The organism is Methylotuvimicrobium buryatense 5G, from assembly GCF_000341735.1.
Classification (GTDB): domain Bacteria; phylum Pseudomonadota; class Gammaproteobacteria; order Methylococcales; family Methylomonadaceae; genus Methylotuvimicrobium; species Methylotuvimicrobium buryatense.
Window position 1 is genome coordinate 621,729 of sequence record NZ_KB455575.1, and the last position, 25,443, is coordinate 647,171.

At 50.9% G+C, this 25,443-nt stretch carries 16 protein-coding genes; 3 read left to right on the forward strand and 13 right to left on the reverse strand.

Going from position 1 to position 25,443, the window contains the following annotated elements:
- Position 1: 1 nt before the first annotated feature.
- From METBU_RS23155 to METBU_RS0102955, 5 genes are all read right to left on the reverse strand, one after another.
- A complete protein-coding gene (locus METBU_RS23155) occupies positions 2-5,830 on the reverse strand; it encodes a type I polyketide synthase (protein ID WP_017839200.1) in 5,829 nt (1,942 codons plus the stop codon).
- On the reverse strand, positions 5,827-6,768 hold the full coding sequence (locus METBU_RS0102940) for an RnfABCDGE type electron transport complex subunit D (RefSeq protein ID WP_017839201.1): 942 nt from the start codon (positions 6,766-6,768) through the stop codon (positions 5,827-5,829). The genes METBU_RS23155 and METBU_RS0102940 overlap by 4 nt, the downstream gene beginning before the upstream one ends.
- The gene (locus METBU_RS0102945) at positions 6,765-8,720 is read right to left on the reverse strand and encodes a CRTAC1 family protein (RefSeq protein WP_014148087.1); all 1,956 of its coding nucleotides are present in this window, start codon (positions 8,718-8,720) and stop codon (positions 6,765-6,767) included. Before METBU_RS0102945 ends, METBU_RS0102940 begins: the two co-directional genes overlap by 4 nt.
- Positions 8,721-8,758: 38 nt before the next feature.
- Positions 8,759-9,700 (reverse strand): DUF1702 family protein, encoded by a 942-nt coding sequence (locus tag METBU_RS0102950; RefSeq protein ID WP_017839202.1) that lies wholly within the window; start codon positions 9,698-9,700, stop codon positions 8,759-8,761.
- Positions 9,701-9,773: 73 nt separating this feature from the next.
- On the reverse strand, positions 9,774-10,763 hold the full coding sequence (locus tag METBU_RS0102955; RefSeq protein ID WP_017839203.1) for a PEP-CTERM sorting domain-containing protein: 990 nt from the start codon (positions 10,761-10,763) through the stop codon (positions 9,774-9,776).
- 179 nt (positions 10,764-10,942) lie between these two features.
- On the opposite strand from METBU_RS0102955, the gene METBU_RS0102960 reads away from it, so the two are divergent.
- Complete coding sequence (locus METBU_RS0102960) at positions 10,943-11,401, forward strand: helix-turn-helix domain-containing protein (protein ID WP_017839204.1); 459 nt, start codon at positions 10,943-10,945, stop codon at positions 11,399-11,401.
- Positions 11,402-11,832: 431 nt separating this feature from the next.
- On the opposite strand, the gene METBU_RS0102970 is transcribed toward METBU_RS0102960, so the two are convergent.
- From METBU_RS0102970 to queF, 8 genes are all read right to left on the reverse strand, one after another.
- A complete protein-coding gene (locus METBU_RS0102970) occupies positions 11,833-14,178 on the reverse strand; it encodes an efflux RND transporter permease subunit (RefSeq protein ID WP_017839206.1) in 2,346 nt (781 codons plus the stop codon).
- Positions 14,179-14,543: 365 nt separating this feature from the next.
- Positions 14,544-15,359 (reverse strand): bifunctional DNA-formamidopyrimidine glycosylase/DNA-(apurinic or apyrimidinic site) lyase, encoded by an 816-nt coding sequence (gene mutM / locus METBU_RS0102975; RefSeq protein ID WP_017839207.1) that lies wholly within the window; start codon positions 15,357-15,359, stop codon positions 14,544-14,546.
- Between the two features lie 42 nt (positions 15,360-15,401).
- Positions 15,402-16,709 (reverse strand): GldG family protein, encoded by a 1,308-nt coding sequence (locus tag METBU_RS0102980; protein WP_017839208.1) that lies wholly within the window; start codon positions 16,707-16,709, stop codon positions 15,402-15,404.
- Positions 16,706-17,458 (reverse strand): ABC transporter permease subunit, encoded by a 753-nt coding sequence (locus METBU_RS0102985; RefSeq protein WP_014148094.1) that lies wholly within the window; start codon positions 17,456-17,458, stop codon positions 16,706-16,708. The genes METBU_RS0102980 and METBU_RS0102985 overlap by 4 nt, the downstream gene beginning before the upstream one ends.
- A gap of 580 nt (positions 17,459-18,038) precedes the next feature.
- The gene (locus METBU_RS0102990) at positions 18,039-19,367 is read right to left on the reverse strand and encodes an SLC13 family permease (RefSeq protein WP_017839209.1); all 1,329 of its coding nucleotides are present in this window, start codon (positions 19,365-19,367) and stop codon (positions 18,039-18,041) included.
- A gap of 107 nt (positions 19,368-19,474) precedes the next feature.
- A complete protein-coding gene (gene asd, locus METBU_RS0102995; protein WP_017839210.1) occupies positions 19,475-20,335 on the reverse strand; it encodes an archaetidylserine decarboxylase in 861 nt (286 codons plus the stop codon).
- Positions 20,325-20,618 carry an EscU/YscU/HrcU family type III secretion system export apparatus switch protein gene (locus METBU_RS0103000; RefSeq protein WP_014148097.1) on the reverse strand — a complete coding sequence of 98 codons (294 nt, stop codon included), beginning with the start codon at positions 20,616-20,618 and terminating at the stop codon, positions 20,325-20,327. The genes asd and METBU_RS0103000 overlap by 11 nt, the downstream gene beginning before the upstream one ends.
- Positions 20,619-20,626: 8 nt before the next feature.
- Positions 20,627-21,016 carry a preQ(1) synthase gene (queF, locus tag METBU_RS0103005; protein WP_017839211.1) on the reverse strand — a complete coding sequence of 130 codons (390 nt, stop codon included), beginning with the start codon at positions 21,014-21,016 and terminating at the stop codon, positions 20,627-20,629.
- A gap of 101 nt (positions 21,017-21,117) precedes the next feature.
- Between queF and smc the strand changes: the two genes are divergently transcribed.
- Positions 21,118-24,627, forward strand: coding sequence for a chromosome segregation protein SMC (gene smc, locus METBU_RS0103010; RefSeq protein WP_014148099.1), 3,510 nt, complete (start codon positions 21,118-21,120; stop codon positions 24,625-24,627).
- Positions 24,627-25,352, forward strand: a complete 726-nt coding sequence (locus METBU_RS0103015; RefSeq protein ID WP_017839212.1) for a cell division protein ZipA — start codon at positions 24,627-24,629, stop codon at positions 25,350-25,352. Before smc ends, METBU_RS0103015 begins: the two co-directional genes overlap by 1 nt.
- Positions 25,353-25,443: the final 91 nt, after the last annotated feature.

Here is a 25,443-nt window from a genome sequence, read left to right on the forward strand (position 1 = left end):
ATTACTTCCCGAATGCTGCCGGCGATTTTGATTGGCGATTTTGTTCGATCAATATCGAAAACATCAATGGCGAAGAAGTGCCTTTGAGCTTTGCGATGTAGGTGGCAATGACGAAAGGGCCGGCTGTAAAAGTGACCCATCCGTCTTTTTCAGCCGATTGTAAGGTCAACGGGTGATTGGCGCTTGCGCCTGCTTTTTTCAAGCATTCGATGGCACCCCAAACGCGGGTCGCCGTTCGATCCAGGTTTTCTCCGAATTGTTCGACGGTCAACCGCGCCAATGCAAAGCGTTCTTTGCCGAGTAAGTCTTCCCACGCGGTAATCGGCCGATCGGTAACGGTTTCTAAATCGCAAGCGACTTGTGATTCGCTTGTAACCGCGAAAACCCAACCCTCAGCATGTGCTACGGAAATCGTTCGGCCATCGACGGATTCGGGTTTGCCGTCGCTACGGCGCAAAATAGTGTTTTTATTGCCCAAGGCCAATTTTATCGCAGTCTTTGTCGGTTCTTCGGCAACATGGCTGTCTTTGCGTAACAAGACGAAGTTCAAATCGTGTGGTTTAACGATTGCATCAATCTTGCGCTGCAGATAAGGCGCAATTAAACCAACATGCCAAGTTTCCCAATCGATGTTCGTAATCTCGCGCAAATGTAGGCCTTGCCAAATTTCTTTCAAAAAGCCCGCATGGGTTCGAATTTCGAGGTCGTAGCAAAATTCATCGTGTCGTTGCCACCGTTCTCGGGCTAAGACATATGTCGGGCCGTCGATATTCAAGTCTTTCGGTATCCAGCGTTCTAAGGCGGTGGGTAACACGATTGCATGCGGAATGCAGGCTTGAATTGCGTGGAGGGCTGCATCTCGAGTACCGGGATCGCCTATCAGTAAGGTTTGCGGCAAAAAGCGGGCAAACCAAGTTTCTTCCGAAAGGTCTGTGCCGATATCGGCAGTACATTGAAATGCGGAAAGCTGCCGATAGGCTTTTACTTGTCGAAAGCGGCCATCTTGAAAAAATAAAGGGCCGTAAAGTTCGGCGTCCGGGTCGATGGCTATTTTTTGTGGATTAGTTGAATTCTCCTGAGCTGCTTCGTCGCGATAATTATTCGGACAGGCATCGAATCTTAATATCGCATGGAAGTGATCGATTTGGAATGCGGTCTGGCTGAAACGTAGAGCGACCTCGATGCTCTGGTCCTCTTTAACTAAAGCAACGGTGCGCAACGTAACGATCTCGTTGGGAGGCACTACGATCGGGTGGGCAAAACGCAAGTCCTGGAAGGAAGGAGTTTCAGTCCGGCCAGTGACCGACCGGGCTGCTTGCACCATAGCTTCCATTCCGATGACAGCCGGAAAAATATGTTCGCCTTGGTAAACATGATCGTTCAAATAAGGATCGTTGTTTAATGAAATTTCAGAATCGGTCACTAATTCGATTCCCGGATAAAATAGTCCGGGCTTTTCTATAAATCGAAGAAAAGGTAATTCGTTGGTCGGCAGAACCGGCAAAGGCGGAGTAATGCCTAAACGGCCGCTTATTACCACGTTTGAACTCGGCAATTCCAAATCCAGCAACCGGTTCAACCATTCGATGCCTTGTTCCGGCGATATCGGGCTAATCCCTTCACGTAATAAAGTGTCGATACGGCCTAAGCGCTCACCCATGCCGACGCCCGACCATATAGACCATTCGAGAGAAAGGCAACGACAAGCGGGGTTACGCTCTTTGAACGAATCGGTTTCATGGCTCAGCCAAGCATTCGCCAATGCATAATCTGCTTCGCCGCGCATTCCAACGCGGCCAATAATCGAGCTGAAGTTAATTAATAGCTTGAGTTTGCCGGAGTCGACCGATGCCAGTAGATGCTTAAGGCCGGATATTTTGGGAGACAATGTGCGCTTTAGAATCTCAATATCCAAGTCGTGGATCAATCTGGGCTCATTGACGCCTGCGCCATGTAAAATAGCGGTAATCGCGCCGAATTCGGATTCCGCTTGCTTTACGGCGTTGTGAATACTATCCGCATCGCCGACATCGGCGGCATAATAGCGGAATGCGATGTCGGCCTCACTGAAACGCATCAGGTTTTCATCTAACACGGTATCGTTTTCCGGTAATGCGCGTCCCAAGAGTATCAAGCGTAGACCATGCACGCGCGCCAGCGAAAAGGCGCATTCGGCGGCGATGCCTTTACCGCCGCCACTGACTAACAGCACATCGCCCGATGTTAATAACGAATTTCCGCTATCGTCGGCAAGAGTGGCAATTAAACGCAAAACCCGTTCCGATCGTTGTCCTGAACTATCGTAAATCGCTTCACAAAAACCGTCGGCAGCAAGCGTTTCGGCAACAATCCAAGATAACGCTTCTTGGCGATAGGGCGTATCGATAACGCTAACGGATAATCCATCGGCTTCTTCAAACAAGGTTCTTGCAAATGCCGAGGCAAAACCGTTGTGCTGAACCAGAATGAAAGACCTTGGCGTTCCGTCTTGTTCCAACGCGACTTGTGCCGCATCCAACAGTAATCGGTCGTATCCGGAGTCTGGGATGGGAGGGAGACAGAGCAAAACGCCCGTGCCGCCGATCGACTCGAGCCGCTTTAATAAAGGGGCGGCCAGTATATGATCTTCAGGGGCAAATACACGCCAAGACGAAGGCTGTTGTCTTTGACGGTCATTAGAAGAGGGCTTGGCTGGCTTTAATTCGCAGGGGCGCTGTTCGATAGTGAAGGCTCTTACCCAATTTTCTAGTCCTTGAGGCGCTGTATGTCGTTCGATATCGGCGTCATTATTAACGGTGCGCATCGATTCCAAAAATCGGGCTGCTTGGCCAACGGTGGCGTGTGCGTATTCCGTCGGCGCCAACGAAACCGGCAGATTCAGTTTCCGTGCGGCGTCGGCCATAATTTGTCCGATGCTGATCGAGTTAAGATGCAAATCCCGTAACAAATGATGTTGGTCTTGAATTTCCGAAGCGGGCAGTTCAACTTTTTGAGCCAGCATTTGACGAAGTAACTGTAAAGCGTCGAGGCGTTCGGAGGTTTTCGGTAAAGCCTCATTCCGCGGATCACGGATAAGGGCTTCGGTGTTCGTTTTCGGCGCCGAGTCGTTTAAACGGTTTTCGATAGTATCTGTTGGTGCTGCCTCGCAAGGGTTGGATAAAAACGACAAGGGTCGTAACGGGTCGAAATACCGTGTAAATCGATCCGCGAACAAGCCTCGGGTTTTGATTGGCTGCCCAAGCGCGTAAGCCGCGCCGATTGCCATGAGCAGCCCTTGTAAAGACGGCCCCGAGGAATCGAGCGCCACGACAGGCGTGGTGTGGTCGGTTTTAAGTAAGCCGCTGAGTATGCGTCCAGGGCCGACTTCCAGACAAAGATCGCAATGCGGTAGCAGTTTGGTGAGCGCTTCGGTGAAACGAACCGGAGAAGTTAATTGTTCCCCAAGATGTTTTGGAAAATGAATGTCCGACAAAAAATCGCCGGTTACGGTCGATACGACGGGCCGGATAATTGAATGAAAATTCTCGGATTCCAGAGACCGGGTCAATTGCTCGGCGGCAAGCGCCATTGAAGGCGAATGAAAGGCATGTGTAATCGGTAACAGGGTAAATGCAATATCTTGCGCTTGAGCGAGAGTCATCACACGGCGAATGGCATCGGTATCGCCGGCTATCACGCATTGGTTACTGCTGTTCAAACCAGCAACGACGACGCCGGATTCTTGGCCGATTAGCGCTTGCGTGTTGGCTTCATTGGCGCCTATAACCGCCATTGCACCTTCAGACCGTTTATCGGCAGACATGATCGCGCCACGCCGGCGAACGATGCGCATCAAAGCCTGTTCGTCTAAAGCGCCAGCCCAATGCAGGGCAGTTAATTCGCCCAAGCTGTGACCGGCTGCTATTTGCGCTTCGATACCGACGGCGTCAAGTAAGCGCAAGCCTGCGATTTCAGCGAGGGCGATCGCCGGTTGAGCATGACCGGTATCTTCAGGATCGCCTGGTAGCGGCGGTTGTTGGTCATAATATAAGCTGTCGATTTCGCTAAAGCGTTTGCCCATCGCGCCGCCTGTGAACCGTACAGGCGAAGCTTGGCCGGGAAATAAAAAGGCGATGCGCGGAGCCGTTTCGCCACAGCCTAAAAACACGCCTGCTTCGGTATCGAATCCGGAGCTTTTTTCTTCGTCAAGCCAACCGTGCAAAATGCCGAGGTTTTCTTCCAGTTGTTTCGGAGTTGCAGCGACGACAGCAGCGCGGACGCTGCAGGGCTTGATCGCGTTTGTCAGCGCGGCGGCCAAATCGGTCAATTCGGCATAAGAAAGAGAAGGTGCTAATTGCCGCAAGTGTTCGGTCGATTCGATTAGAGCGACCGGGGTTTCGGCGCAGAAAATAAACAACTCGCAATCTTGTCGGCTGCGTATTAGTGCGGTTTCGCGTGACGTTAAGCTTTTTCGGCGAGCCGTCGATGCGCCTTCCAAGGTGACATGTACATTAATACCGCCGAAACCGAAAGAACTGACACCGGCTCTTAACGGCTGTTCTTCTGGCCAGCTAACGCCTGTTTCCAGAAGGCGTAGATTTCCTTGCTCGAATACCCGATGAGGACTGTCGATGGCGGTGGCGGGTGGTAAAATTTGGCTATGCAAAGCCATGAGTGCTTTTGTGAGTCCGGCCATGCCCGCCGCGGCCTTGGTATGGCCGATATTGGCTTTTATCGAACCGATCGTTGCGGGTGTTCGGTTGTCCGCCAGTAATTCGGACAAAGCATTCAGTTCGACTTCATCGCCGACCGCCGTGCCGGTGCCGTGACCTTCAAACAAAGGCACGGTGCCGATTCCATAGCCGGCTCGCCGGTAAGCGCGTTGCATGGCGAGTTGTTGTCCCGATAGTTCAGGGCGGGTCATGCCTCCGCTGCCGTCGGATGAAATTCCCCAGCCGCGAATAAAACCATAACAACGAAGCCCCCTGCCTAAGGCTTCGTCATGTCGCATTAATAAAGCGAAGCCGCAGCCTTCGCCGGGTAAAAATCCGCTTGGATTTCTATCGTAAACCCGCATGCTGCCGCGGGAAAGAGCGCCGACGCGAGAAAAACCGATCAGTTCGAAAGGATCGAGGCTCAAATCGACACCGCCGACCAATGCGGCATCCAAATCGCCCGATTGCAAAGCGGTGCAGGCTTGTGCAACGGCAAGCAACGACGAACTGCAAGCACCGTCAACGGTAAATCCGCCGCCCTGGAAATTGAAAAAGTTGCAGATTCGTCCCGCTATCGTGTTGGCGAGACCGCCTGCCAAGGTTTCCTCGCCGACCGGCTCGAAAGGGGCTTTATAATGTTGTTCCATGAGCCGCAAGAAATCGCGGCGTTTGTCGTTGTCCCAACCTTCGGCGGTCAAGCGTTCGTTTAGCACTCTTTGAACATAGGGCCAGCGCAAACGCATCAAAGCTGCTCGAGAGAACTCTCCGGTCAGCGTATTACCGACAATGACGCCGGTGCTTTCTTTCGGTAAGCCGATACCGTTCGGCAGACCGGCGTCCTCGAGTGCGCGAGCGGCAATATCGAGCGCCAGCCAATGTGTCGTATCGGTGCTACGAAAAGTCGAACCGGCAATGCGGAACTTTTGCCGGTCGAACGAATAACCCTCGAGCACGGCCGCCTCTTTGACGTATATCGAGTCGGAATGCTCGGTCCGGTTCTCTAAATAGTCCTGCAGGTTGAGCCGTTCGGACGGCAAACGCCTAAACGCGCGGCGTTGGGCTAATACGTTTTCCCACAGCGCTTGCGGCGAGTCGGCATCGGGGTAACGGCATGCAATTCCGACAATCGCGATCATTTTCCGGCACTCTCGGCAAGTTGCGCATTCTGGAACAGTCGTTGGCGGTGTGCGATCAGATACAGCCCGGCTCCCCGGCAAGCGCAAACGGCAAATAATGCGATAAACAATCCGAACACGATATTTTCAATCAGCAACAGTGCATAAACGGCGGCAACGGCCAGGCCGAACAGGATTTGGCGCAATGGGTTTAAAGGCGTCGTGGCCGGATCCGGAATCATATAAAGCGTAAACAGGATAAAAGCGGCGCTGGTCATGGGAATCAGAGGTACGATCCAAGGAATATCGAAATACCAACTGCGTAGAAAGGCTTGCAGCAAAAAACCGCCGATCCAGGCGATGCATAACGGTAGACGACCGGTAAAATAAGCATGAACAATAATACCGCTGATTAAAATGAACCCCGGAATAATCCAATGCCAAAGGCCGGTGACGTTTTCGGTGAATTGATAGGGCGGAGCGAGGCCGATCCATGGAAATAGCAGCAAGGTTACCGTAATACCGAAATTCGATGGATTGAAAATATGCTGCGAACCTTGACCGACAGGCGCCCTAAAAACGATTTTGGACGCGATCGATAACGCGGAAGCGAAAATCATCGGCCAAAGCAGTTCGTTCGGATAAATCAGCATACCGACAGCAAGCCCCGGTATTAGGGCTGGTAGCAAAAAGATAAATCGGTCCGATAAGCTGTTTCCGTATCGCGGCGCGCGTCGGGTCGAACGGCTATCCACCCACTCCAAGAGCCAATGCGTGAAACACGCGCTTGCCACGGCGACGATCGGTTGCAGACCGGATTGCTCGAATCCGAGCACGGTATGTCCAAGAATCGTCCAAAGCGTAATGAGAGCGGCAAAATAGCCTAATGCGAACAGGCGTAACTTAGGGCTGCCTTTCGGATAAAAAAAACGGGTCGTGATCGTTTCGTTAATATTCATAAATTTTCCGCCTCTGCTTCGCCGAGTATTACAGTGTGCCAGCCCTGTTCGAGGTTGAGCGTCTTACGGTGCATGCTGCCGGCTTGTCCGCGCCAACGCAGTTCAATCTCCAAAGGAGCATTACCGGACAGTTTTCCAAGTCCGAAATGGAGATCGGGGCTACGTTGACCGGAATGACCGTTTCCACCGTCGACTTGAGCGACTATTTTTTTTCCATTCGGTAAATAAACGGTTGCTTGGGCTCCGATTGCCGGATAAGCGGAAATGTCATGATCCGGATGTCCCTCGATAATTCGAGTATGCGCCGAATCGCCGGCGATTCGAAGGTGTAGACCGATAAAATCGCCGCAGTCAGGGCATTCGTTCCGAAAGAAATACGATCTTTCCCATTGATTGGCTACGACAAAATCCAAGTCGCCGTCTCCGTCGACATCGGCCACGGCAATGCCGCGACTGACCATCGGATCGTCCAGTTGAAGTTCCGATGCTAAATTGTAGAAACGACCGTCCTCGGCGCGCACAAAAAAACCGTTGGCTTCATGGCCACTTAAATCGTCGCCGAGTTTGAAAGAGGGCCAATGCCGAGGATTACTCATCATGCGGTCGTTTCCGGTGCCTAACGCTTGCAATTTTGCCCAACGAGGCGTTTCGCCCTTGACGAAACCGGTCGCGACCAGTGCTTCCGGATAACCGCTGTTATCGAAGTCGGCTAGACGCGTGTCCCAACCCCAACCGGCTCTGGAAAGGCCGAGCTTTTCACTGGCTTGAACATAGGGGGCAACGCCGTCGCGCATGCGTTCCGGCTCGCCGGTGCTCAACCATAATAAATTGCTCTCTTGCAAAGCCCATTCGCTGGTGATATTGCTGACGAATAAATCCAATAGGCCATCGCCGTTGAGATCGCCGAAATCGACGCCCATGCCTTTAAAGGAATCCTGACCCAGCACGAACGATTTCGGCGTGGCGAGGCCCGCTTTACCGCGCAATTCGACCCAATTTAAGCGCCCCGGGGTCGAACGGTTGTGCAGTAAGCGGTCCGGGCCGAAGTCATGCCCTAAATAAAGTTCCGGCAACAAGTCGCCATCCAAGTCGGCCGCGCCGACCGCCAAGGCCCAGCCGTGCTCGGTCGCCGGGTCGAGCACGCCGGTTACGGCTCGATAACGAACATTGGGTTGTTCACCGCTTTCGGCACCGTCCCAAAGCAATAAATGCGTTTTGCCGCCGCTGAACGAGCGGGACTTGGTGTCGTGCATCCGCTCGATGCCTGTGCCGCTTGCATCGAGAATTTGCGCGCCGTCCGAAAAATAGTTGCCGATAACCAAGTCGATATGGCCGTCGCCATCTAAGTCGGCTAGCGTTGCGGCATTGGTAAACCAACGCTCGTTGCCGGGAAAGATATCCACCGGTTTAAAGCTTTCCGCGGTGAGACCGGTGCTATCGCCACGCTGTAAAAAGGCGACCGGAGTGCGCCCCCAGTAATAAATGATAGCATCGAGTAAGCCATCCTCGTTGAGATCGCCGAATAGGCAGCCCATCGGCGCCATCGTCGCGGCATCGAATGCCACGGGCGCCGGATGCAATTCGAATGGCGTATAGCGTTCGCCGGTTTCCGGAACGGGCGCGATGATAACCGAATCGAAGCGCGGATCGACATGGCAGAGATCGTTCGGCAGGCCGTCGCCGTCAAGGTCGCCGAGCGCAACGCTCGCACCGACCGATGAGATCCACGCGGAAATATGTTCCAAGCTTGGATGAACGTTTCTTACCGAACGCGGGTTTTTTCCGGACGGCTCCGGTAACGCCAAGCGGGTAAAGTCGAAGCGTCCGGCGATGGCTTTTCGTTCCGAAGGGCTCAAGCTCGGCGGTTGCATAAAGCCGTAAAGAAGGCCGATCCAAACCAGGGCGGCCAACAGCGTCGCGCGGCGGCGTAGCAGTGGATAAATGCTATTCATATTGCTGGTATCCTCTAAGGTGAGGCTGCGATACAGGCTTAAATAAAGTGTCGCCGTATCCGTTGCCGCCAATGTTCGTAAGCCGGCAGCGCGTTATCGGCAGGCACTTTCCGCAAGGCATCGTCCGTTAATTGCGCGGCATGTTCGGCGCTTAAATTGCAAAAGATGCGGCAGGCCAGCTTGGTATGATCGGCCGGATTGCCGGCCCGTTGTCGGGCTTTGGCTGCAAATGCAGCGCCTTGAGCGAGATGCGCAAGAAAGTCGCCGGCCAAAACTTTCAGACGCTCTAAATCGTCCGGTTCGACACCGCCGGCATAAGCGCCGGCCAAGCCGACGCCGCTCCACAAGTCGCCCTGCCTATCCGTCGGAAAGTCTTGCAGCGCCGATACGATACGCTCGGGATCGGCTCCCATGACGAACCACAGACTGCGTCCTAAACCTTGGTCGAAAGCCCTCTTTTCATAGCCTTGTAGGCATGAAGGACGCTGTTGACGGCCGATACTGTCCGGCCAATGAAAATAGCCTTCGTGGAAGCCGTAACCGTCAAGGACCAGCCAACGGAGTAGGCAGTCCATGCGCGAGGTCAGGCTTGCCGGCGACACCGGCAAGCGGGCCAAAGCCCAACCGGCGCCGACATGCAACATATAGGCGTGATGCTGCGCCGGGCCTGTCAAAAATGCTTGAAAACGGCTCGGTCGCCACGGGCAAAGGAAATCCGATATCACCAAGCCCATCGCGGCACCTTCGAAGAGGAAACCGCGCAATTCGTTGTCGTCGATTGCGTTCAAATGCTCGGTAAGGCGCAACGGATCGTTATCGAGCAAGGCGGCATGATAACCTTCGACAAAACTCTTGCCGATGCGCTCGATTCGCGCCTTGACCCGGTCGTCGCCGACCTTGAAACCGCGCAGTTCGATTCGGGTTTCGGCATCCGAAATGCCGAATAAAGCGTGTCGGCAGCGTCCGAAAAATGCAACCATAGAAAATTTTTATCGTTATTAAAGCCAAAAGCTTAGCAAAAAGCGCCGAAGGACTCGGCGCATAGTCTTACGCTTAAGCGAGGGGTTTGCGGCGATGTTGCCAGCCGAACAATGCTAGTCCTGCGGACAGTAGCATGAATGTGGTTGGCTCAGGGACAGTATGTGTGGCGCTAATTACGGATACTGATAGTTGTTGTGGTTCAAGTTCAGTTCTGTCGGGTTTGATGAAATACAAATTAAGAGGCAAAGATTCAACATCTGCATCAAAAGTACCGATCGATGGATCTCCAGCGCTTACTTTACCCAAGCTAACATAGGTTGTACCTTTAGGAGGCGGAACATCATCCAATAAATCAAATGCCATTCGTAATGCATAACTATCTAGAATGCTATCGCCGGATAAATCACGGACATCGTTACTCACTACCTCCCCTACATCAACAATGCCATCGTTATTGAAATCGATCCATACGTCAAAGAAGATATCGAAGATACTGTTTGCAGGAAAGTCTATAATGCCATCAGTTGGTGAACCGGCTAAGTCTTGGATTTGCCCGCGAGAGTGATCGAGACCTATAGCGTTAAGGTCATCGAAAAAAGACCAGCCTTGCCCAACTCGTATTTGAGCGTCATAACCAAGAACCTCTCCAATGAGATGAAGACTTATCATTTCAGTCATGATGGTATCAAACTCATTCTGCTCGAACGGCGTTCGGTTGCAATTAGCTATTTCACCAGGAGAGATGCAGTCGCGAATCACCTGTGTTGGGCCAGTGCCATAAAAACTTACTTGCTGTCCATTTATGGTAAGCCCTTTGACACCTCTAGAACCAAAGCTATCTGTAATATCAAACGGTTGTTCCCAAATAGCTGCGGCATTGGAATCAGTTGATAACAACGTGGCAACCAATGCAAATGGTAGAGCGAAATATTTTAAGTCGCGAAATACTTGAGTACTTGATAGATAAGAGTGATAAAAAGACCGCCTTGTTTTATAGGACGAAAGATTAAAGAGTAAGAACATAACTCCCCCAAATTTTTTAAAATTGAAGTCAAGTTTCAACGAAAATCGATATAAGTTGCTTTTTCGCCATGTGTTAGCATGAGTGTCTATTCGCCAACAAATTAAGAACACACAATATTGATACCAAAAGGCCTAGGTCATACGGTGCGTCATTGTGCTTGTCGCACGATTCAGGCGGAACGTAGCGTTAACGACCGTTATTCAACAGTAGCAAAACGATGAAACGACAAGATCTAAGCCATAATCGTCTGGTGCTTATCGAGACGTTAAATAAATATTTAAATAAATCGCGATCCGCGCGTTTTCAATATCGATTACAGATCTTGATTTTAGCGACGGCGGGACTGAGTTACGAACGGATTGCCCAATGTTTCGACATCAGTATTCGAAGCGTTCAACGCTGGGTGCGTTTTTACCGAATATTCGGACTGGAAGGCCTTAAGGATGACAAGAAGACCGGTCGGCTTACCGTTTTGAAACAAGACGAGAAGCTCAAGGTGAAGCTTGATTTGTCCCATTCGCCGATCGAGTTAGGCTATCGGGATCAAAGCTGGAGCGGCGGTTTATTGAAATCGCATTTACACGAAAACTATGGCGTTAATCTCAGTCTTAGGCAATGTCAGCGCATATTGAAGGATTATCGAGACGATTTAAACAGTAAGGAGCCTGCGCCATAGTTATACCCATCGCAGATCAAAACTCGGAACCAGGGTGTTCGTCAAAGGACGCCGTGAATACATTCCTGTAGACTCTATGTCAGCTCCATGCTGGCAAAGCCTTTGCCGCACACCCTGGCGCCTCCTCAGGCACTGCCAAAATTTGAAGTGCGAAAGGTATAATGGTTTTGCGACAAGTATTTTGTCGCTAGTACTAAAGTACAATTGACTTGTTACTGAGCGGAATAAAGATTATGTCGATCTGTAAAAATTATGGACATTCCGGCATCGTTTGTGTGGATGTGTTTATTATACCTTTACGTTTCCAATCTAACGGCGTAGCTTTGAAGTTATCAATGATTCAGCAAAACAATACCTTAGAAGAATAAGTCAATTCGAGTTGTCTGCCTAGAGTGTAAAAAAAGCTGACAGTTAGCCCGGCTAAATTGAGCTCATTTGCGATTATTCGCATCGCCGTCCCACAGCATCAATAAAGGCGGCAGCAGTAATAAATCCAAGAACAAGGCGATGGTTAGCGTTATCGCGGTCATTAACCCCATTTCCGAATTTATCGTAAAAGGCGAAAAACTCAAGACGATAAATCCGCAGATCAAAACCGCTGACGTGATCCAGATCGCTTCGCCGACGGTCGAAAAGGCGTGTCGTATTGCCTCCCTGCAGCCATAGTTTTTTTCCAGTCGTGCATGCCGGTATTTGCTGATGAAATGAATCGTATCGTCGACTACGATGCCAAGCGTGATGCTTGCCACCACGGATAGGCTCAAACCCACGCGCCCGTCGATGAGCGCCCAAATACCGAAAGCGGCAATAGAAGGCGTTAAATTCGGAATAATGCTGATAAGTCCTAAACTTAGCGAACGAAATGCACCGATTAGAATAAACGAAATAAAGACGAGTACGAGCAAGGTTCCTGTAATCATGCTGCGGATATTGCGTTGCCCGACATGGGCGAACATCAATGCCGTGCTGCCGGTTTCAATGTTCGTTTCCGGCATGTCGGTTTTTAACCATGCTTTCGAGCGCGATTCGAATGTCAGCATTTGTTTAGAGCTCAAATTCTTCAAGGTGACGATGACCCGCGTACCCGATTTATCGGCGTTGATTTGATCGTTTAAGTCCAAGCCGTATGGCAACGACAATTCGTACATTAAAAGGTATTGAGAGGCGAGTTCGCGCCGGTCGGGTAAAGCGTAATATTTCGGGTCGTCGTCATGCATGTTTTTATTGAGTCGTTTGAATATATCGGTCACGGTATTGACATGCACGGTTTCGGGTTGTTTTTTCAGCCAATCGTTAAATCGGTCGAGATTTCGCAAAAAAACGGGTTCTTGTACTCCGCCTTCCTGTTGAGTATCAAGCGAATATTCGATCGTGTATATGCCTCCGAGATGTTGGCTGAGAAAATCGGTGTCTTGCCTGAATTCGATCGATTTCCCGAAATAGTTGACGAATTCGTCGTTCAATTCGTTGTCGGGTGCATAGCCGATCAGAATCATGGCAAGCAGACCGTTGATCGGTAGCAATGCTTTACGATAACGGATCACGAATATGGCCAAATGATGCATGGGCCTTTCGGTACGTTGTTGTTTTAACCGGGGTCTTATTGGCAATAGCGTTATCAGCGAGGGTAACAACGTAAGTGTTAAGAATAGCGCAGCCGCAACGCCGGTTGCGACGATATTGCCGAAGTCCCTAAAAGGAGGCGCTTCGCTGAAGTTCATGCCGAGAAACCCGAGCATCGTACTAACGCTGGTGAGTAAAATCGGCTGAAAATTCGAGTGTAGGCTTTCTTGAATGGCTTGTTTTTTTTCTTGCCCCGCCTCCATATTTTGACGTATCGCAAGCAATACATGGAGGCAGTCGGCTACCGCAACCGTCATGATGATGGTCGGCGCGACCGCCGAGGTAGGCGTTAAGTGGCCATGAAACCATCCGAATGTTCCTAACGCGGAAGCCATTGCCAACATAATGAGCAAGACGACGGCGAATGTCGCCGATAGCGATCTCAAGCTTAGCCATAATACCCCAATGATAACGCTATACATCAGCGGCAATAATTTCAGATTATCGCTCATCGCCACCTCAACAAAGGCATTACTCATCATTGCTATGCCGCTGATTCGAATTTTAACGCCGGGATATTGACTCTCGATTTCGCCTGCGAGCTTTCGTGCTCGTTCGGCAAGACGAATCGATTCCATCGGGCTTTTTCCAGGCAAATGCACATTAACATTGACGCCTGCGACATGGCCGTTTACAGATACCAGTCTATTAACCAGCAGGGGCTCATTCAGTGCCGTTTTCTTTATGGATAGAATTTCGGTTTCGGTCAAAGCCTTCGGGTCGGGAATCAAGTCGGCGATGATTATGTTTTCGTTGTCTGAATAACTATGTTGAAAATTAACGATAGAATCGACTCTGCTCGCATAAGGAAGCTGCCAGGCGGCTTGAGTCAATTGCGCGATGGCCTGAAGGGAGGAAAGATTAAAAATGGAATCGTTCGGCGGTTGAATGACAAAAAATACGCTATCGGTTCTATTATAAACGGCCTCTAAGGCCTCAAAAGCAAGAAGCCGCGGATTTTCCTTGCTGAAATAGACCCGTGAATCGCTATTGAACCCAAGATTCATCGCGCCGGACGATAATGCAACAACGACCGAAAAGACAAGCAAAAGAACGCGCCAAGGATAATACGTTACCCAGTGTGACAATCTATGACTGACGCTTTTCCAAGGCATATAAATGATTTGTTGTTTGAGGTTGGCGAGATTGTGCATGAAAAATTTAAATGCACAAACTGAAAGTTATTAACGGTAAAAGGTAATTTAAAAATTCTGTCTAAAATAACTTTCGGATTTTGCTCCCTTGTCCTTCGGGATAGGAATAGTCCTTGGCAGGAGGACGGTTTTTCAATTAAGGATTTGGCCGTAAATAACTTCCCTATTTTAAGGAGGGTTCGGTTGCTCGATTGGCAGGTGTCAGCGGCAGGGCAGATTTTTGCTCCTCGGCAATTGCTCCTGCATTGCCCTAATACACGTCATCCATGGCAATCAGTCACCGCCGTCAAGCCTGCACGGACGTATTCACGGTTTCCTGTCAAGCGAGTTACCGAACCCGCTATAAAACTCATAGCATCAGGAAGTTATTTTTGACACTGTTTGCAAAAAACCGAGCTTCTGTTGGCGATGCGGATTTCGGTGAGCGGCGTTAAGCAGGTGCGGCAGGGCTCTCCGGCTCGTCCGTAGACTTGCAATTGTTGTTTGAAATATCCGGGTTTTCCGGTTTCGTTGACGAAGTCTCTTAGCGTCGTGCCGCCTTGTTCGATTGCGCTGCTCAAAACCGAGCGGATACAGTCGGCGAGCGTTCGATAACGGGCGAGCGATATGAGGCCGGCAGCGCGGGTCGGTTTGATGCCGGCCATGAACAAGGCCTCGTTGGCATAGATATTACCGACGCCGACCACGATATGGCTGTCCATGATGAACGATTTGACCGCAAGGCCTCGCTTTTTAGACAACCGATAAAGATAGTCGCCGTTAAAATCGGTTAGCAGGGGTTCGGGGCCGAGTTCTTTCAACAAAGGATGCTCGGTAATCGCTTCGGAAGTCCACAGCACCGCGCCGAAGCGTCTCGGGTCGTTGAAACGCAGTATCGTCGTATCGGAAAACACCCAATCGACATGGTCGTGTTTCTTGATTTCTTGTTCGCGGTTGACGATGCGTAGACTCCCCGACATACCCAAATGAATGATCAGCACGCCTTTTTCGGTGTGCAGCAATAAATATTTTGCCCGCCGGTCGACTCGTTCGATGCGAAGTCCGTTCAATAGGCGATCTAAACGGTCCGGCACCGGCCAGCGCAGGCTCGCTTGGCGTACCACCGTTTCTTGGATGGTTCTGCCTTCGATATGAGGCTTGATGCCTCGGCAGGTTGTTTCGACTTCAGGTAATTCAGGCATGATAAAGTTGTCGCATTAAATCCAGTGTGGCAAGCCGGCTTTTCAACGGCGTCTACGCCGGTACCAAATCAACCAGCCGGTTATCAGCAATACTATCGGAATAATCAACAGAAAGCCGAAGCCCATCAAAGTGACCGATAGTGGAGTCAGCTGCAGATGCCGATCCGGAGCGGATTTGACCGGAATTGCGACATAGCGGTCGTCGCGGAGTAGCCAATTGATCATTCTTAGGCCCAGTTCAAGGTTGCCGACGTTGCCAAGGTAGGCATTGGCGAGAAAATCGCCGTCGCCAATCACGATGATGCGTTGTTCGGTCGTTTCATCGATTTGGCGGGTTAAGGCGTAAGCCAGACTTAACGGGCCTTTGCGTTCTTCGGCGTCGGTCCATGATTTATCGGAGCTTTTTATTAAGACCTCGCTGTCGAATGAGCTTTCCTCGCGGCTTTGCAGCGCCGCCGCGGCGGGAAATAGCGTCATCGTCTGTAGATTTTGCGTGATCGGATGGCCCGGGTATTTGGGGATTATCACGAAACTCGGGTCATTTATGCCGTAGAGTCCGGCGCTCATATCGACGATCGTGCCGGGCAAGCGGTCGATGCCTAGGTAATCAGCCAAGCCGCTTGGAATTAGGCTGTCGGGATCCGCCAACCAAAATAAATGGCCGCCTTGTTCGAGATAGTCATGCAAAATGCTGACTTCTCCAGGTAATAAGTCGACGCGCGGGCCGGCGATGATCAATAATTCCGAATTATCCGGAATAGCCGGTATTTCGGCCCAGTTGAGCGTTTGCGCTTTGATGTTGCGTTGCGCCAGCTCTTCGCCGAAGCGACTCAGGTCGAAATTAGCTTGCCCTTCGGGAGATCTTTCGCCGTGGCCGGTCAGAAAACTGATCCAACGGACATGAGCGCCGGTCAATTGTTGTAAGGCATTGGTAAGTGTCGACTCGTCCAGAAAATTGATACGTTCGGTGCGGCCTAGATAATCGACAATGATAGCGCCCGAGGCGCCGATTTCCAGTTTTCGCGTTTTTTCCGGCGTCGAGTCGGGATCGATGAAAGTCAATTCGATATCGGGCTTGTGGAGCTTAAAGCGATCGATCAATTGCTTGATCTGGGATCTGAGTGCCGGATCTTTTTTGATATAAGCCGTCACGACGATTTTATCGGTCAACGAATTTAAGACATTTTGACTAACCGACGATAGGGTATTGCGCGATCCGGCGCTGATGTCAAAGTGAATAGGGCGCAGCGTGCTCAACCATGCCAAACCGAAAAGAATGCTAAGCCAAAGCGTGGTATGAAACAGGTTTTTAATGCGAAGTTGCCGGTGAATATGGCGCGAAATTTTCATTTTTGCAGCCGGTCGTTATCGAGGTTACGAATGCTGAGGATCAGGAAAGTCGCGATAAATAACGCGAAATAGATTAGGTCGACGGTGTTGATCAACCCGCTTTGCAGGTTTTGAAAATGCCTCAGCAAGGATAGGTATTCGAATAATTCGCTTTTATCGTCGCGAAGCCCGGCCGACCAGTCCACAATCCATAAGAGCATTAACAGCCCGAATGCGCCCATCGCTGCAACGGTCGGATGTCCCGAGAGACACGACATGAATAGGCCGACCGAGCTGAAGGCGGCCAGCAATAACAGCAATGCCAGTATATTCGCCAGCAGTTTGCCGAAATCGAGCGTGCCGCCGGCGAGCAGCGATAGGGGCATTAACGTGATCATCAAGAGCACAGTCAGCATTAAGCCTAAAATTCCCAGATATTTGCCGATGACGATTTCGGTGCTCGATACCGGCGCCGAAAGCAACAGGGCCAAGGTTTTATTGCGCCGTTCTTCGCAAATCAGGCGCATCGTCAACATCGGCGTTACCAACATGAAGATAATCGCGGCATTGCCGTACAGCGGGGCGGCGATAACATCGGTCAAGCCGGGAGCATTATCCAAGCCTTCGAGTTGAGGCTGGAGGATGATGAAGGTTTCGACTTGGGTGAGAAACAAATAGGCTAGGATAAATTGTAAAATCGCTAGTATGGACCAGGCCAACGGCGATAAAAACAGGCTTTTGAATTCGCGTAAGGCTATTGCTGTAATCATTATTGACGATGGTATATTAGGCCGAAATTGAAATTCATGCGGTTGACAGTGTAAGCGCAAACGTGTTCAGAGACAATTTTAAACCCTGTGTTATATCTATCGTATATCAAAATTCGGCCGCGATATTTGACTCGCAAGTAGGTTATTAACCTAACGTTCATGAAAGCCTGGCAATCACCCCGGCAAATGAAAGTACGAGACGTGGGGAGGGCGCGGTCACTCGCCCGACAGGACGCCGTGAATACGTCCATGTAGGCTCGATGGCGGCTGTCGATCGAGCAACCGCACCCTCTTCGGAACCGGCTTAACCAGGCCGGTGAAAGTGTTGTAGCCCCTTCATGCTTCGACTTTACTCAGCACGAACGGTCTACAACACATGCCAACTGCTCTTTTTAGGATTATACCTTTTGCACTTCAAATTTCGGCATTGCCTATGGAGGTGCCGGGGTGTTCGGCAAAGGCTTTGATAGCATGGATGCTATCATAGAGCCTACATGGACGTATTTACGGCGTCCTTTGACGGGCACCCCGGCACCGAAATTTGACAAGCAAAGGGTATAAATGATAACCGAGTCACTCGCTACCGAATCACGGCTGCGATTCCGAATAACACCGGCAGAAGGAATAGGCTGACCCATAAACCGCTACGGATCATTTGTTTTTGCGACACTAAGCCGCTACCGAAAACTATCGCATTCGGCGGCGTTGCGACCGGAAGCAAGAAGGCGCAAGAAGTAGTAATGGCCACCACGATAGCGATCGATTGATTATCGATCTGAGGAGTTATACCGATAAACAAAGGTATCAGCAGCGCCGCAGTAGCCGTGTTACTGGCAACTTGGGTAAGCAGCATGGCGAATATGATCATCAACATCAGACAGCCTAATACGGGCATCGCGGCAAATGGGCCGCCGAGTTGTCCGGCGAGCCATGCGCCCGCACCGCTAGAGGACAAAACGAGACTGAGTGTAAGGCCTCCGCCGAATAGCAGCAATACGCCCCAGTCGACGTTGTCCTCAATATCTTTCCAATGAACTAAACGCAATCCGTGCATCAAAATCAGCGAGAATAGGGCTACCGCCGCATCGTAACCGCGGCCGATGCCCAGCCATCGATTCAGCGGTGCTCCGAATGCCCAAAGTCCTACCGTCAGGAAAAATACCGCCAGCATTAAAGTATGAGATCGAGACCAAAGGATTTCGTGCTCCGGAGTTTCTATATCGACCTGTAAATTCGGACTAATCGCAATGCGTAAGGCCAATTCCATTAGCGGCATCATGAGCAATACAGTGGGTAGACCGAACAGCATCCATTGGCCGAAATCGATACCGACAGTGGATGCCGCAATAGCGTTTGGCGGGCTTCCGACAAGGGTTCCTATGCCGCCGATGTTGGCTGAGAACGCTACTCCGAGCAGGATGTAGATGTAGGTCGAGCGGAATTCCTTGGGGTTTAAAGGCGATAACAGGCCGAGCGCCAGCGGTAGCATCATCGCGGCGGTTGCGGTGTTGCTGATCCACATCGATAAGACGGCGGTTAACCAGAATAGATAGCGCGATGCGATATCGACACGGCTGCCCGCCTTTGCAATCACCGAGGCCGCAATCCAGCGATCAAGCCCTTGTTTCTGTAAGCCGCCGGCGAGAGCGAAGCTGCCGAGAAAAAGAAAAATAACCGGGTCGGCAAATTGGCTAAACGCTTCGTCAAAAGCCATTATGCCGCTCGCTGAGGCCAGCAAGGGGACTAATAGCGCGGTCACACTAATATGGAGCGCCTCGCTGAGCCATAACCAGGCGATAGTGACCAATATGGCAATACCGCCGCCAGCAAGGCCGATTTCGCCGCCCAACCAGTGATACAGACTCAAATACAGCACGATTGCAACGGCAAGATTAATCGATCGTGACATTTGAGAGGATTTTCGGCTCACACTGCTGTACTCATCGCTGTTCTAAAATTAGACGACGGGATTCCCCTCGGCGGGACGGGTTTATAACTCGTCCTCAATGTTTCGTTTTACCCTAAGGTCTTTCCGATCAATTGGCCTAATTTCACCGGGCTGTCGGCCGTAAAATCGGCTTGCCAGTCGGCTTTGTCTCTGCCGAACAAGACGATGATCGTCGAGCCCATGTTGAAACGGCCCATTTCCTCGCCGATATTCAACTGCGGAGCATCGGTTTCGTAATGCCAGGTTCTGACTTTTTCGATCGTTGGCGGCGTGACCACACCGTGCCAAACCGTTTCGACGCTCGATACGAAGATCGCGCCGACCAATACTAAAGCCATCGGGCCCGCTTCGGTATCGAAGATCGCCGCGACACGCTCGTTGCGCGCGAACAGCCCGGGTACGCTGTTGGTCGTTGCGGCATTGACGCTGAATAAACGGCCTGGAATATGGATCATTTCTTTCAAGGTTCCGGTCAGCGGCATGTGCAAACGGTGGTAATCGCGAGGCGACAAATAGATGGTTGCGAACGAACCGTCTTTGAATGCTTCGGCGCGTTCGTCATCGCCGCCGAGTAGCTGCGTTGCGGTAAAGCTTTTACCTTTGGCCTGGAAAATATCGCCGTCCATGATTTTGCCTGCCTGGCTGACGACGCCGTCGGCCGGCGAAACGATCGCGCCGGGTTCGTTGGCAATCGGTCTGGCTTCGGGTTTTAATTGGCGCGTAAAAAACTCGTTGAAGCTGGCATAGGCGTCGATATTCGGCTCGAGCGCCTCGCTCATGTCGACACCGTAGTGCCGTATGATTTGCTTGATGAACAGGTTTTTCCAACGCTTGTTTTCGCAATGGGTCAGTTTGCTCATCAACTGCGAGAGCGTATGATGAGGCAAAACATATTGGGGCAGGGTGGTTAGGGTTTCTTTAATCGTCATGGTTCGTGAAATTTTCAGGAGTTTTGCCGCTCAGAAAGTAAGCGAACGCGATCACTTGCGCGACCGCGATATAGAGTTCTCGGGGGATTTCCTCGCCTAGCGGTACCTGAGCCAGAATTCGGGCCAACTCGGGTTCGGCTTGCAGCGGAATGCCGTGTTGGTCGGCAATGGCCATTATCTGTTCGGCGGTTAGACCTTCGCCTTTTGCGGTGACTTTCGGCGCATGCTTGCCGTCGTATTTGAGCGCGACGGCAATATCGGCATTGTAATAGGTCTTCGCCATCGAAAAATTTAGGGCAGATGCACCGGTTCCGGCGCTTGCCAGTCGGGGCTTTTATGTTCGGCGATCACATTCGTGTAAATGCCGCCGCGCACATTGAAATTCGCGCGGATACGCATGAAGTTAGGATGGATCGCCGCGGCTATATGATCGAGAATTTCGTTCGTGACTGCTTCATGAAATGCGCCCCGGTCGCGGAAGGACCACATATAGAGTTTGAGCGATTTGAGTTCGACGCAGAGTTGACTTGGAACATATTCGATTGTTAGCGTCGCGAAATCGGGTTGGCCGGTTTTAGGGCACAGGCAGGTGAATTCCGGGATGTCGATGCGAATCGTAAAATCCCTGCCGGGTCTTGGGTTGTCGAAGGTTTCGAGCTGTGTGCTGGGTTGTGTCGTCATGTATCGATGATAAAAAGCAAAAATAAAAAGTCGAAGTTAATCCGGATATCGTTAATAATACCCGGTTATTTCCATTTAAACCAAGCAGCATTGTACCAGTAATGAAACTGGAAAAAATCAAACTTTCAGGATTTAAATCGTTTGTCGATCCGACCGTGATCCCGATTGCCGGCAATTTAACCGCGATCGTCGGGCCCAATGGTTGCGGCAAGTCCAATATCATCGATGCGGTTCGCTGGGTGATGGGGGAGAGTTCGGCCAAGCATTTGCGCGGCGGCAGCATGGTCGATGTGATATTCAACGGTTCGGCATCGCGTAAACCGGTCGGTACCGCATCGGTCGAATTAATATTCGATAACAGCGAAGGCAAGGCCGGCGGCGAGTTCGCGAAATACAACACAATTTCGATCAAACGCCAGGTCAGCCGTGACGGGCAGTCATTGTATGCCTTAAATAATGCACGCTGCAGACGCAAGGACATTACCGACCTGTTTCTCGGCACCGGGCTCGGTTCGAGAAGTTATGCGATCATCGAACAGGGCACGATTTCGCGCATGGTCGAAGCCAAGCCGGAAGAACTTCGTGTGCATATCGAGGAAGCGGCAGGCGTTTCCAAGTACAAGGAGCGGCGTCAGGAAACCGAGTCGCGCATGCAGCATACGCGGGAAAATCTGGAACGTTTGACCGACTTGCGCGATGAAGTCGAAAAACAATTGAAACATCTGCAAAAACAAGCCGAAAAAGCCGAAAAATATACCGGCCTAAAGCAGCAAGAGCGTCAATTCAAATTGGAATTGCTCGCGATGCGTTGGAATGGTTATCATCAATCCTTGCGGAAATTGGATGATCAGTTACGTGAAGTTGCCGAAGAACATAATCGCTTGTTCGTTGCGGCGCGCGAGACCGACGCCGCGATCGAAGCCGCGCGCGCCGAACATAAGAATCGGCAAGCGGCGATGAATCGCACGCAAGGCGACTATTATCAGGCGTCCTCCGAAGTCGGTCGTTTGGAGCAAACGATCAAGTTGAATCAAAAAAGCCATGAGGAGATCGTGGTCGAGATTGACCGGCTCAGGCGGCAACTCGAGCAGTCGGCTAACGAGCTTGATAACGATCAACTGCAGTTGGAGGAAATTAAACAAGCCTTGTTCGAAGCCGATGAAGCATTGGCGCTGAGCCAGGAGCGCGCCGAGGATGCGGACGCGGCGCGCCAACAAGCGCAGGATGAAAAAAGTACTTGGCAACGGCAATGGGAGTCTTATCTTGCGACAAGTTCGGGCGCTAAGGAACAAGCAGAAATCGAACGGGTTAAAATCCAACAGTTGGATAGTCAAAGTCGCCAACTGCAAGGGCGCTTAGATAAACTGTATACCGAGCAGGGCGAATTGACCGCAAGCCATTTACAAGCGGCTATCGAAGACTTGTCTGCAACGGTCGAATTACTTCAAGATCAGCGCGATGAGATGCATGGGCAACTGGAGGATTTATTGGCACGCATCCAGGAACAACGCCAACAGCTTAAGCAAAATAATCATGAGTTGCACGGCTTGCGCTCCGAGCTGCATGGTATCAACGGCAAGATTTCATCGCTGGAGTTGTTGCAGCAACATGCGATGGGGAAGGATAACAAGCATTTGGCCGGATGGTTGGATCGAGCCCAATTGACGGATAATAAACGTCTGGCGGAATTGCTCGAAGTCGAAAGCGGCTGGGATCATGCGCTCGAAACCGTACTGGGTGCTTATCTCGAGGCGGTTTGCGTTGAGGATGCCGAGTCACTGTTTCCAGTATTGCAAAACCTGACCGAGGATTCGGTGACGCTGTTTCAAACTCGAGAGTTCAACGGCGATTCGCAACAAGGCTCATTGCCGGCATTGATCTACAAAGTTAAGTCACCTTGGAATTTAGATGGCTTGTTGACCGGTATTTATTGTGCGAACGATTTGGCCGCTGCAAAGGCGATGGCGTCTTCGCTCAAGCCTTATGAATCGATTATTCTACCCGACGGCACTTGGATCGGTTGCGGTTGGCTGCGTATCATTCGGACTAAAGACAGCAAAACCGGCGTGTTACAGCGCGAAAAGGAATTGCGGTCGTTAAAACTTCGCCAATCGGAATTGCAACAACAAATTGAGCAACTCGAGGAGCGGGTCGAAGATGCCGAGCAAGCCTTGAAAGATGCCGAAGCTCATCGGGAAACCTGGCAGCGCGAGGAAAAAGCACTCGGATCGGAACTATCGGCTAAAAGCGCCGAATTGAGCGCGGAATCGGCCCGGCACGAGCAGCAACAACGGCGCTTGGCGCAGGTTCGTCACGAAATCGATGAAATCGTCGCCGAAACCGCCGAACAGGCCGAAATGCAAGCCGAAGCCGAAATGAAATTGCAACAAGCCGAGCAACATTTGTATCGACTAGATGAACAAAAAGAAGCCTTGGAAGAGGCTAACCGGGTTTTGCAAACTAAGCTGCAAACCGCCGAAGCTCGAGCTTCGGAAATTAAGCAACAGGTTTTCAGTTATCAGTCGAAGATCGAATCATTGCGTTCTTCAGAGTCTTTGACGACAAAACAAATCGAACGCTTAAGCCTGCAAAATCGACAAGCCGGCGAGCGTATCGCAGAACTGGAACAAAAGCTCGTCGACACGGCCGCGCCGATTGACGATGAAAAGCTCTTATTGCAACAATACCGTACCGATAAAGAAAAACTTGAGAAGGATCTGAAGGCCGCGAGAAAATTACTCGAGGAAACCGAACAAACCATCGCCGGTTTAACCGAGAGACATACGCAAATTCAGCGCGACTTGGAAAAACGGAAAGCAAGCTTGGACAAGCTTCGTTTCGAGCAGCAAGAGTGTCAGGTTCGGCGGCAAACAATCACCGAACAGTTAAATGAAATCGATGCCGAGCCCGAACAGGTATTACAGCGAATACCGGAAGACGCTAATGAAGAGGGCTGGAAATCGCAAGTCGATGCATTAGCAACTCAAATCGATAAGTTGGGTGCGATTAACCTGAGCGCGATCGATGAATATCAAGTTCAGTCGGAACGCCTGAAGTTTCTCGACGATCAGCATGCCGATTTGACCGAAGCCTTGGATACTCTCACGGAAGCGATCAATAAAATAGATAAAGAAAGCCGGCAGCGTTTTAGGGAAACATTCGATAAAATAAACAGCGGTTTGCAAGAAAAATTCCCGAAGCTATTCGGAGGAGGGCAGGCTTACCTGGAATTGACTGAAGTCGATGTATTGGAGGCCGGTGTCAATATCATCGCCCGTCCGCCCGGTAAGCGGAACAGTTCGATTCATTTGTTATCGGGCGGCGAAAAAGCGTTGACGGCGGTTGCGTTGGTATTTTCTATCTTTGAGCTCAATCCGGCGCCGTTTTGTTTGTTGGACGAGGTCGATGCGCCACTGGACGATGCTAACGTGGGCCGTTTTTCGAAAATGGTCGAAGAAATGTCTGCGGCCGTGCAGTTTTTATTTATATCGCATAACAAGGTGACGATGGAGATTGCAAAACAATTGGCAGGTGTTACGATGAGAGAGCCCGGAGTGTCGCGCATGGTCGCGGTGGATATCGAAGAAGCAATGAGTCTGGCGGAAAGCTAATGGATAAAGAAATTTTAAGAATGGTTATTATTGTCATGGGGTTGATTGTGATCGCGGTCATGTTGCTGTGGTCTTATTTCAAAGGCAAAAAATCCCGGCGGGATGGTTTTTATTTCGATGATAAGGAGTCGGTACGGAATATCGATCCGTCGCTGGCCTTGCATCCCGAACACGACGAATTCGACATCGTGCCGCTCGACTCTGCGCAAGACAATGATGATTCGGTCGATTTCAAGGATTATTCGACTGAAACGCGATACGGCTACGAGCCCGGCAAACAATCGGCAACCGATGTATCGACGCAGTCGCATCAAGCCAAAAAAACGAAAGATCAATTGCCTGCGTTGATTCAATTTAGTTTGATAGCTGCCGCGGATGAAGGATTTAACGGCACCGATCTGGCTTTGGCTTTCGACAGTGTCGGATTGGTCTACGGCAATATTAAGATTTACGAACGATTGGATAGCAGAGGCTTGGTCGATTTCGGCGTGGCTAGCATGGTTGAGCCGGGCATATTTCCCGACCGGGATATGGAGAAATTCACGACACCGGGTTTGGTGTTTTTTATGCAGCCGCGTGAAGTCGACGATCCTGTGGCGGTATTCGACGATTTTATCGAAACGATCGATATTTTAGCCGAGGAGTTGGATGGCGTGCCATGGGACGATAAGCGGCAGCCGTTGACCGACGATACGGTAGAAGTATTGAGGAATCGCTTGTCCTGATTAACAAGGTTCGAGACGGATGTCCGTCTCGAACCTTGTTATGAGCTTTGTTGCGTTTTCGGTTACCCGATAATATACCTTTCGCACTTCA

Coding starts and splice junctions, on each gene's coding strand:
- METBU_RS0102985 (WP_014148094.1), bottom strand. CDS start 17,458: ATGATTACAGCAATAGCCTTACGCGAATTCAAAAGCCTGTTTTTATCG.
- METBU_RS0102950 (WP_017839202.1), bottom strand. CDS start 9,700: ATGGTTGCATTTTTCGGACGCTGCCGACACGCTTTATTCGGCATTTCG.
- asd (WP_017839210.1), bottom strand. CDS start 20,335: ATGACGATTAAAGAAACCCTAACCACCCTGCCCCAATATGTTTTGCCT.
- METBU_RS0103015 (WP_017839212.1), top strand. CDS start 24,627: ATGGATAAAGAAATTTTAAGAATGGTTATTATTGTCATGGGGTTGATT.
- METBU_RS0102980 (WP_017839208.1), bottom strand. CDS start 16,709: ATGAAAATTTCGCGCCATATTCACCGGCAACTTCGCATTAAAAACCTG.
- mutM (WP_017839207.1), bottom strand. CDS start 15,359: ATGCCTGAATTACCTGAAGTCGAAACAACCTGCCGAGGCATCAAGCCT.
- METBU_RS0102990 (WP_017839209.1), bottom strand. CDS start 19,367: ATGTCACGATCGATTAATCTTGCCGTTGCAATCGTGCTGTATTTGAGT.
- METBU_RS0103000 (WP_014148097.1), bottom strand. CDS start 20,618: ATGGCGAAGACCTATTACAATGCCGATATTGCCGTCGCGCTCAAATAC.
- METBU_RS0102940 (WP_017839201.1), bottom strand. CDS start 6,768: ATGAATATTAACGAAACGATCACGACCCGTTTTTTTTATCCGAAAGGC.
- queF (WP_017839211.1), bottom strand. CDS start 21,016: ATGACGACACAACCCAGCACACAGCTCGAAACCTTCGACAACCCAAGA.
- METBU_RS0102945 (WP_014148087.1), bottom strand. CDS start 8,720: ATGAATAGCATTTATCCACTGCTACGCCGCCGCGCGACGCTGTTGGCC.
- METBU_RS0102960 (WP_017839204.1), top strand. CDS start 10,943: ATGAAACGACAAGATCTAAGCCATAATCGTCTGGTGCTTATCGAGACG.
- METBU_RS23155 (WP_017839200.1), bottom strand. CDS start 5,830: ATGATCGCGATTGTCGGAATTGCATGCCGTTACCCCGATGCCGACTCG.
- METBU_RS0102970 (WP_017839206.1), bottom strand. CDS start 14,178: ATGCACAATCTCGCCAACCTCAAACAACAAATCATTTATATGCCTTGG.
- smc (WP_014148099.1), top strand. CDS start 21,118: ATGAAACTGGAAAAAATCAAACTTTCAGGATTTAAATCGTTTGTCGAT.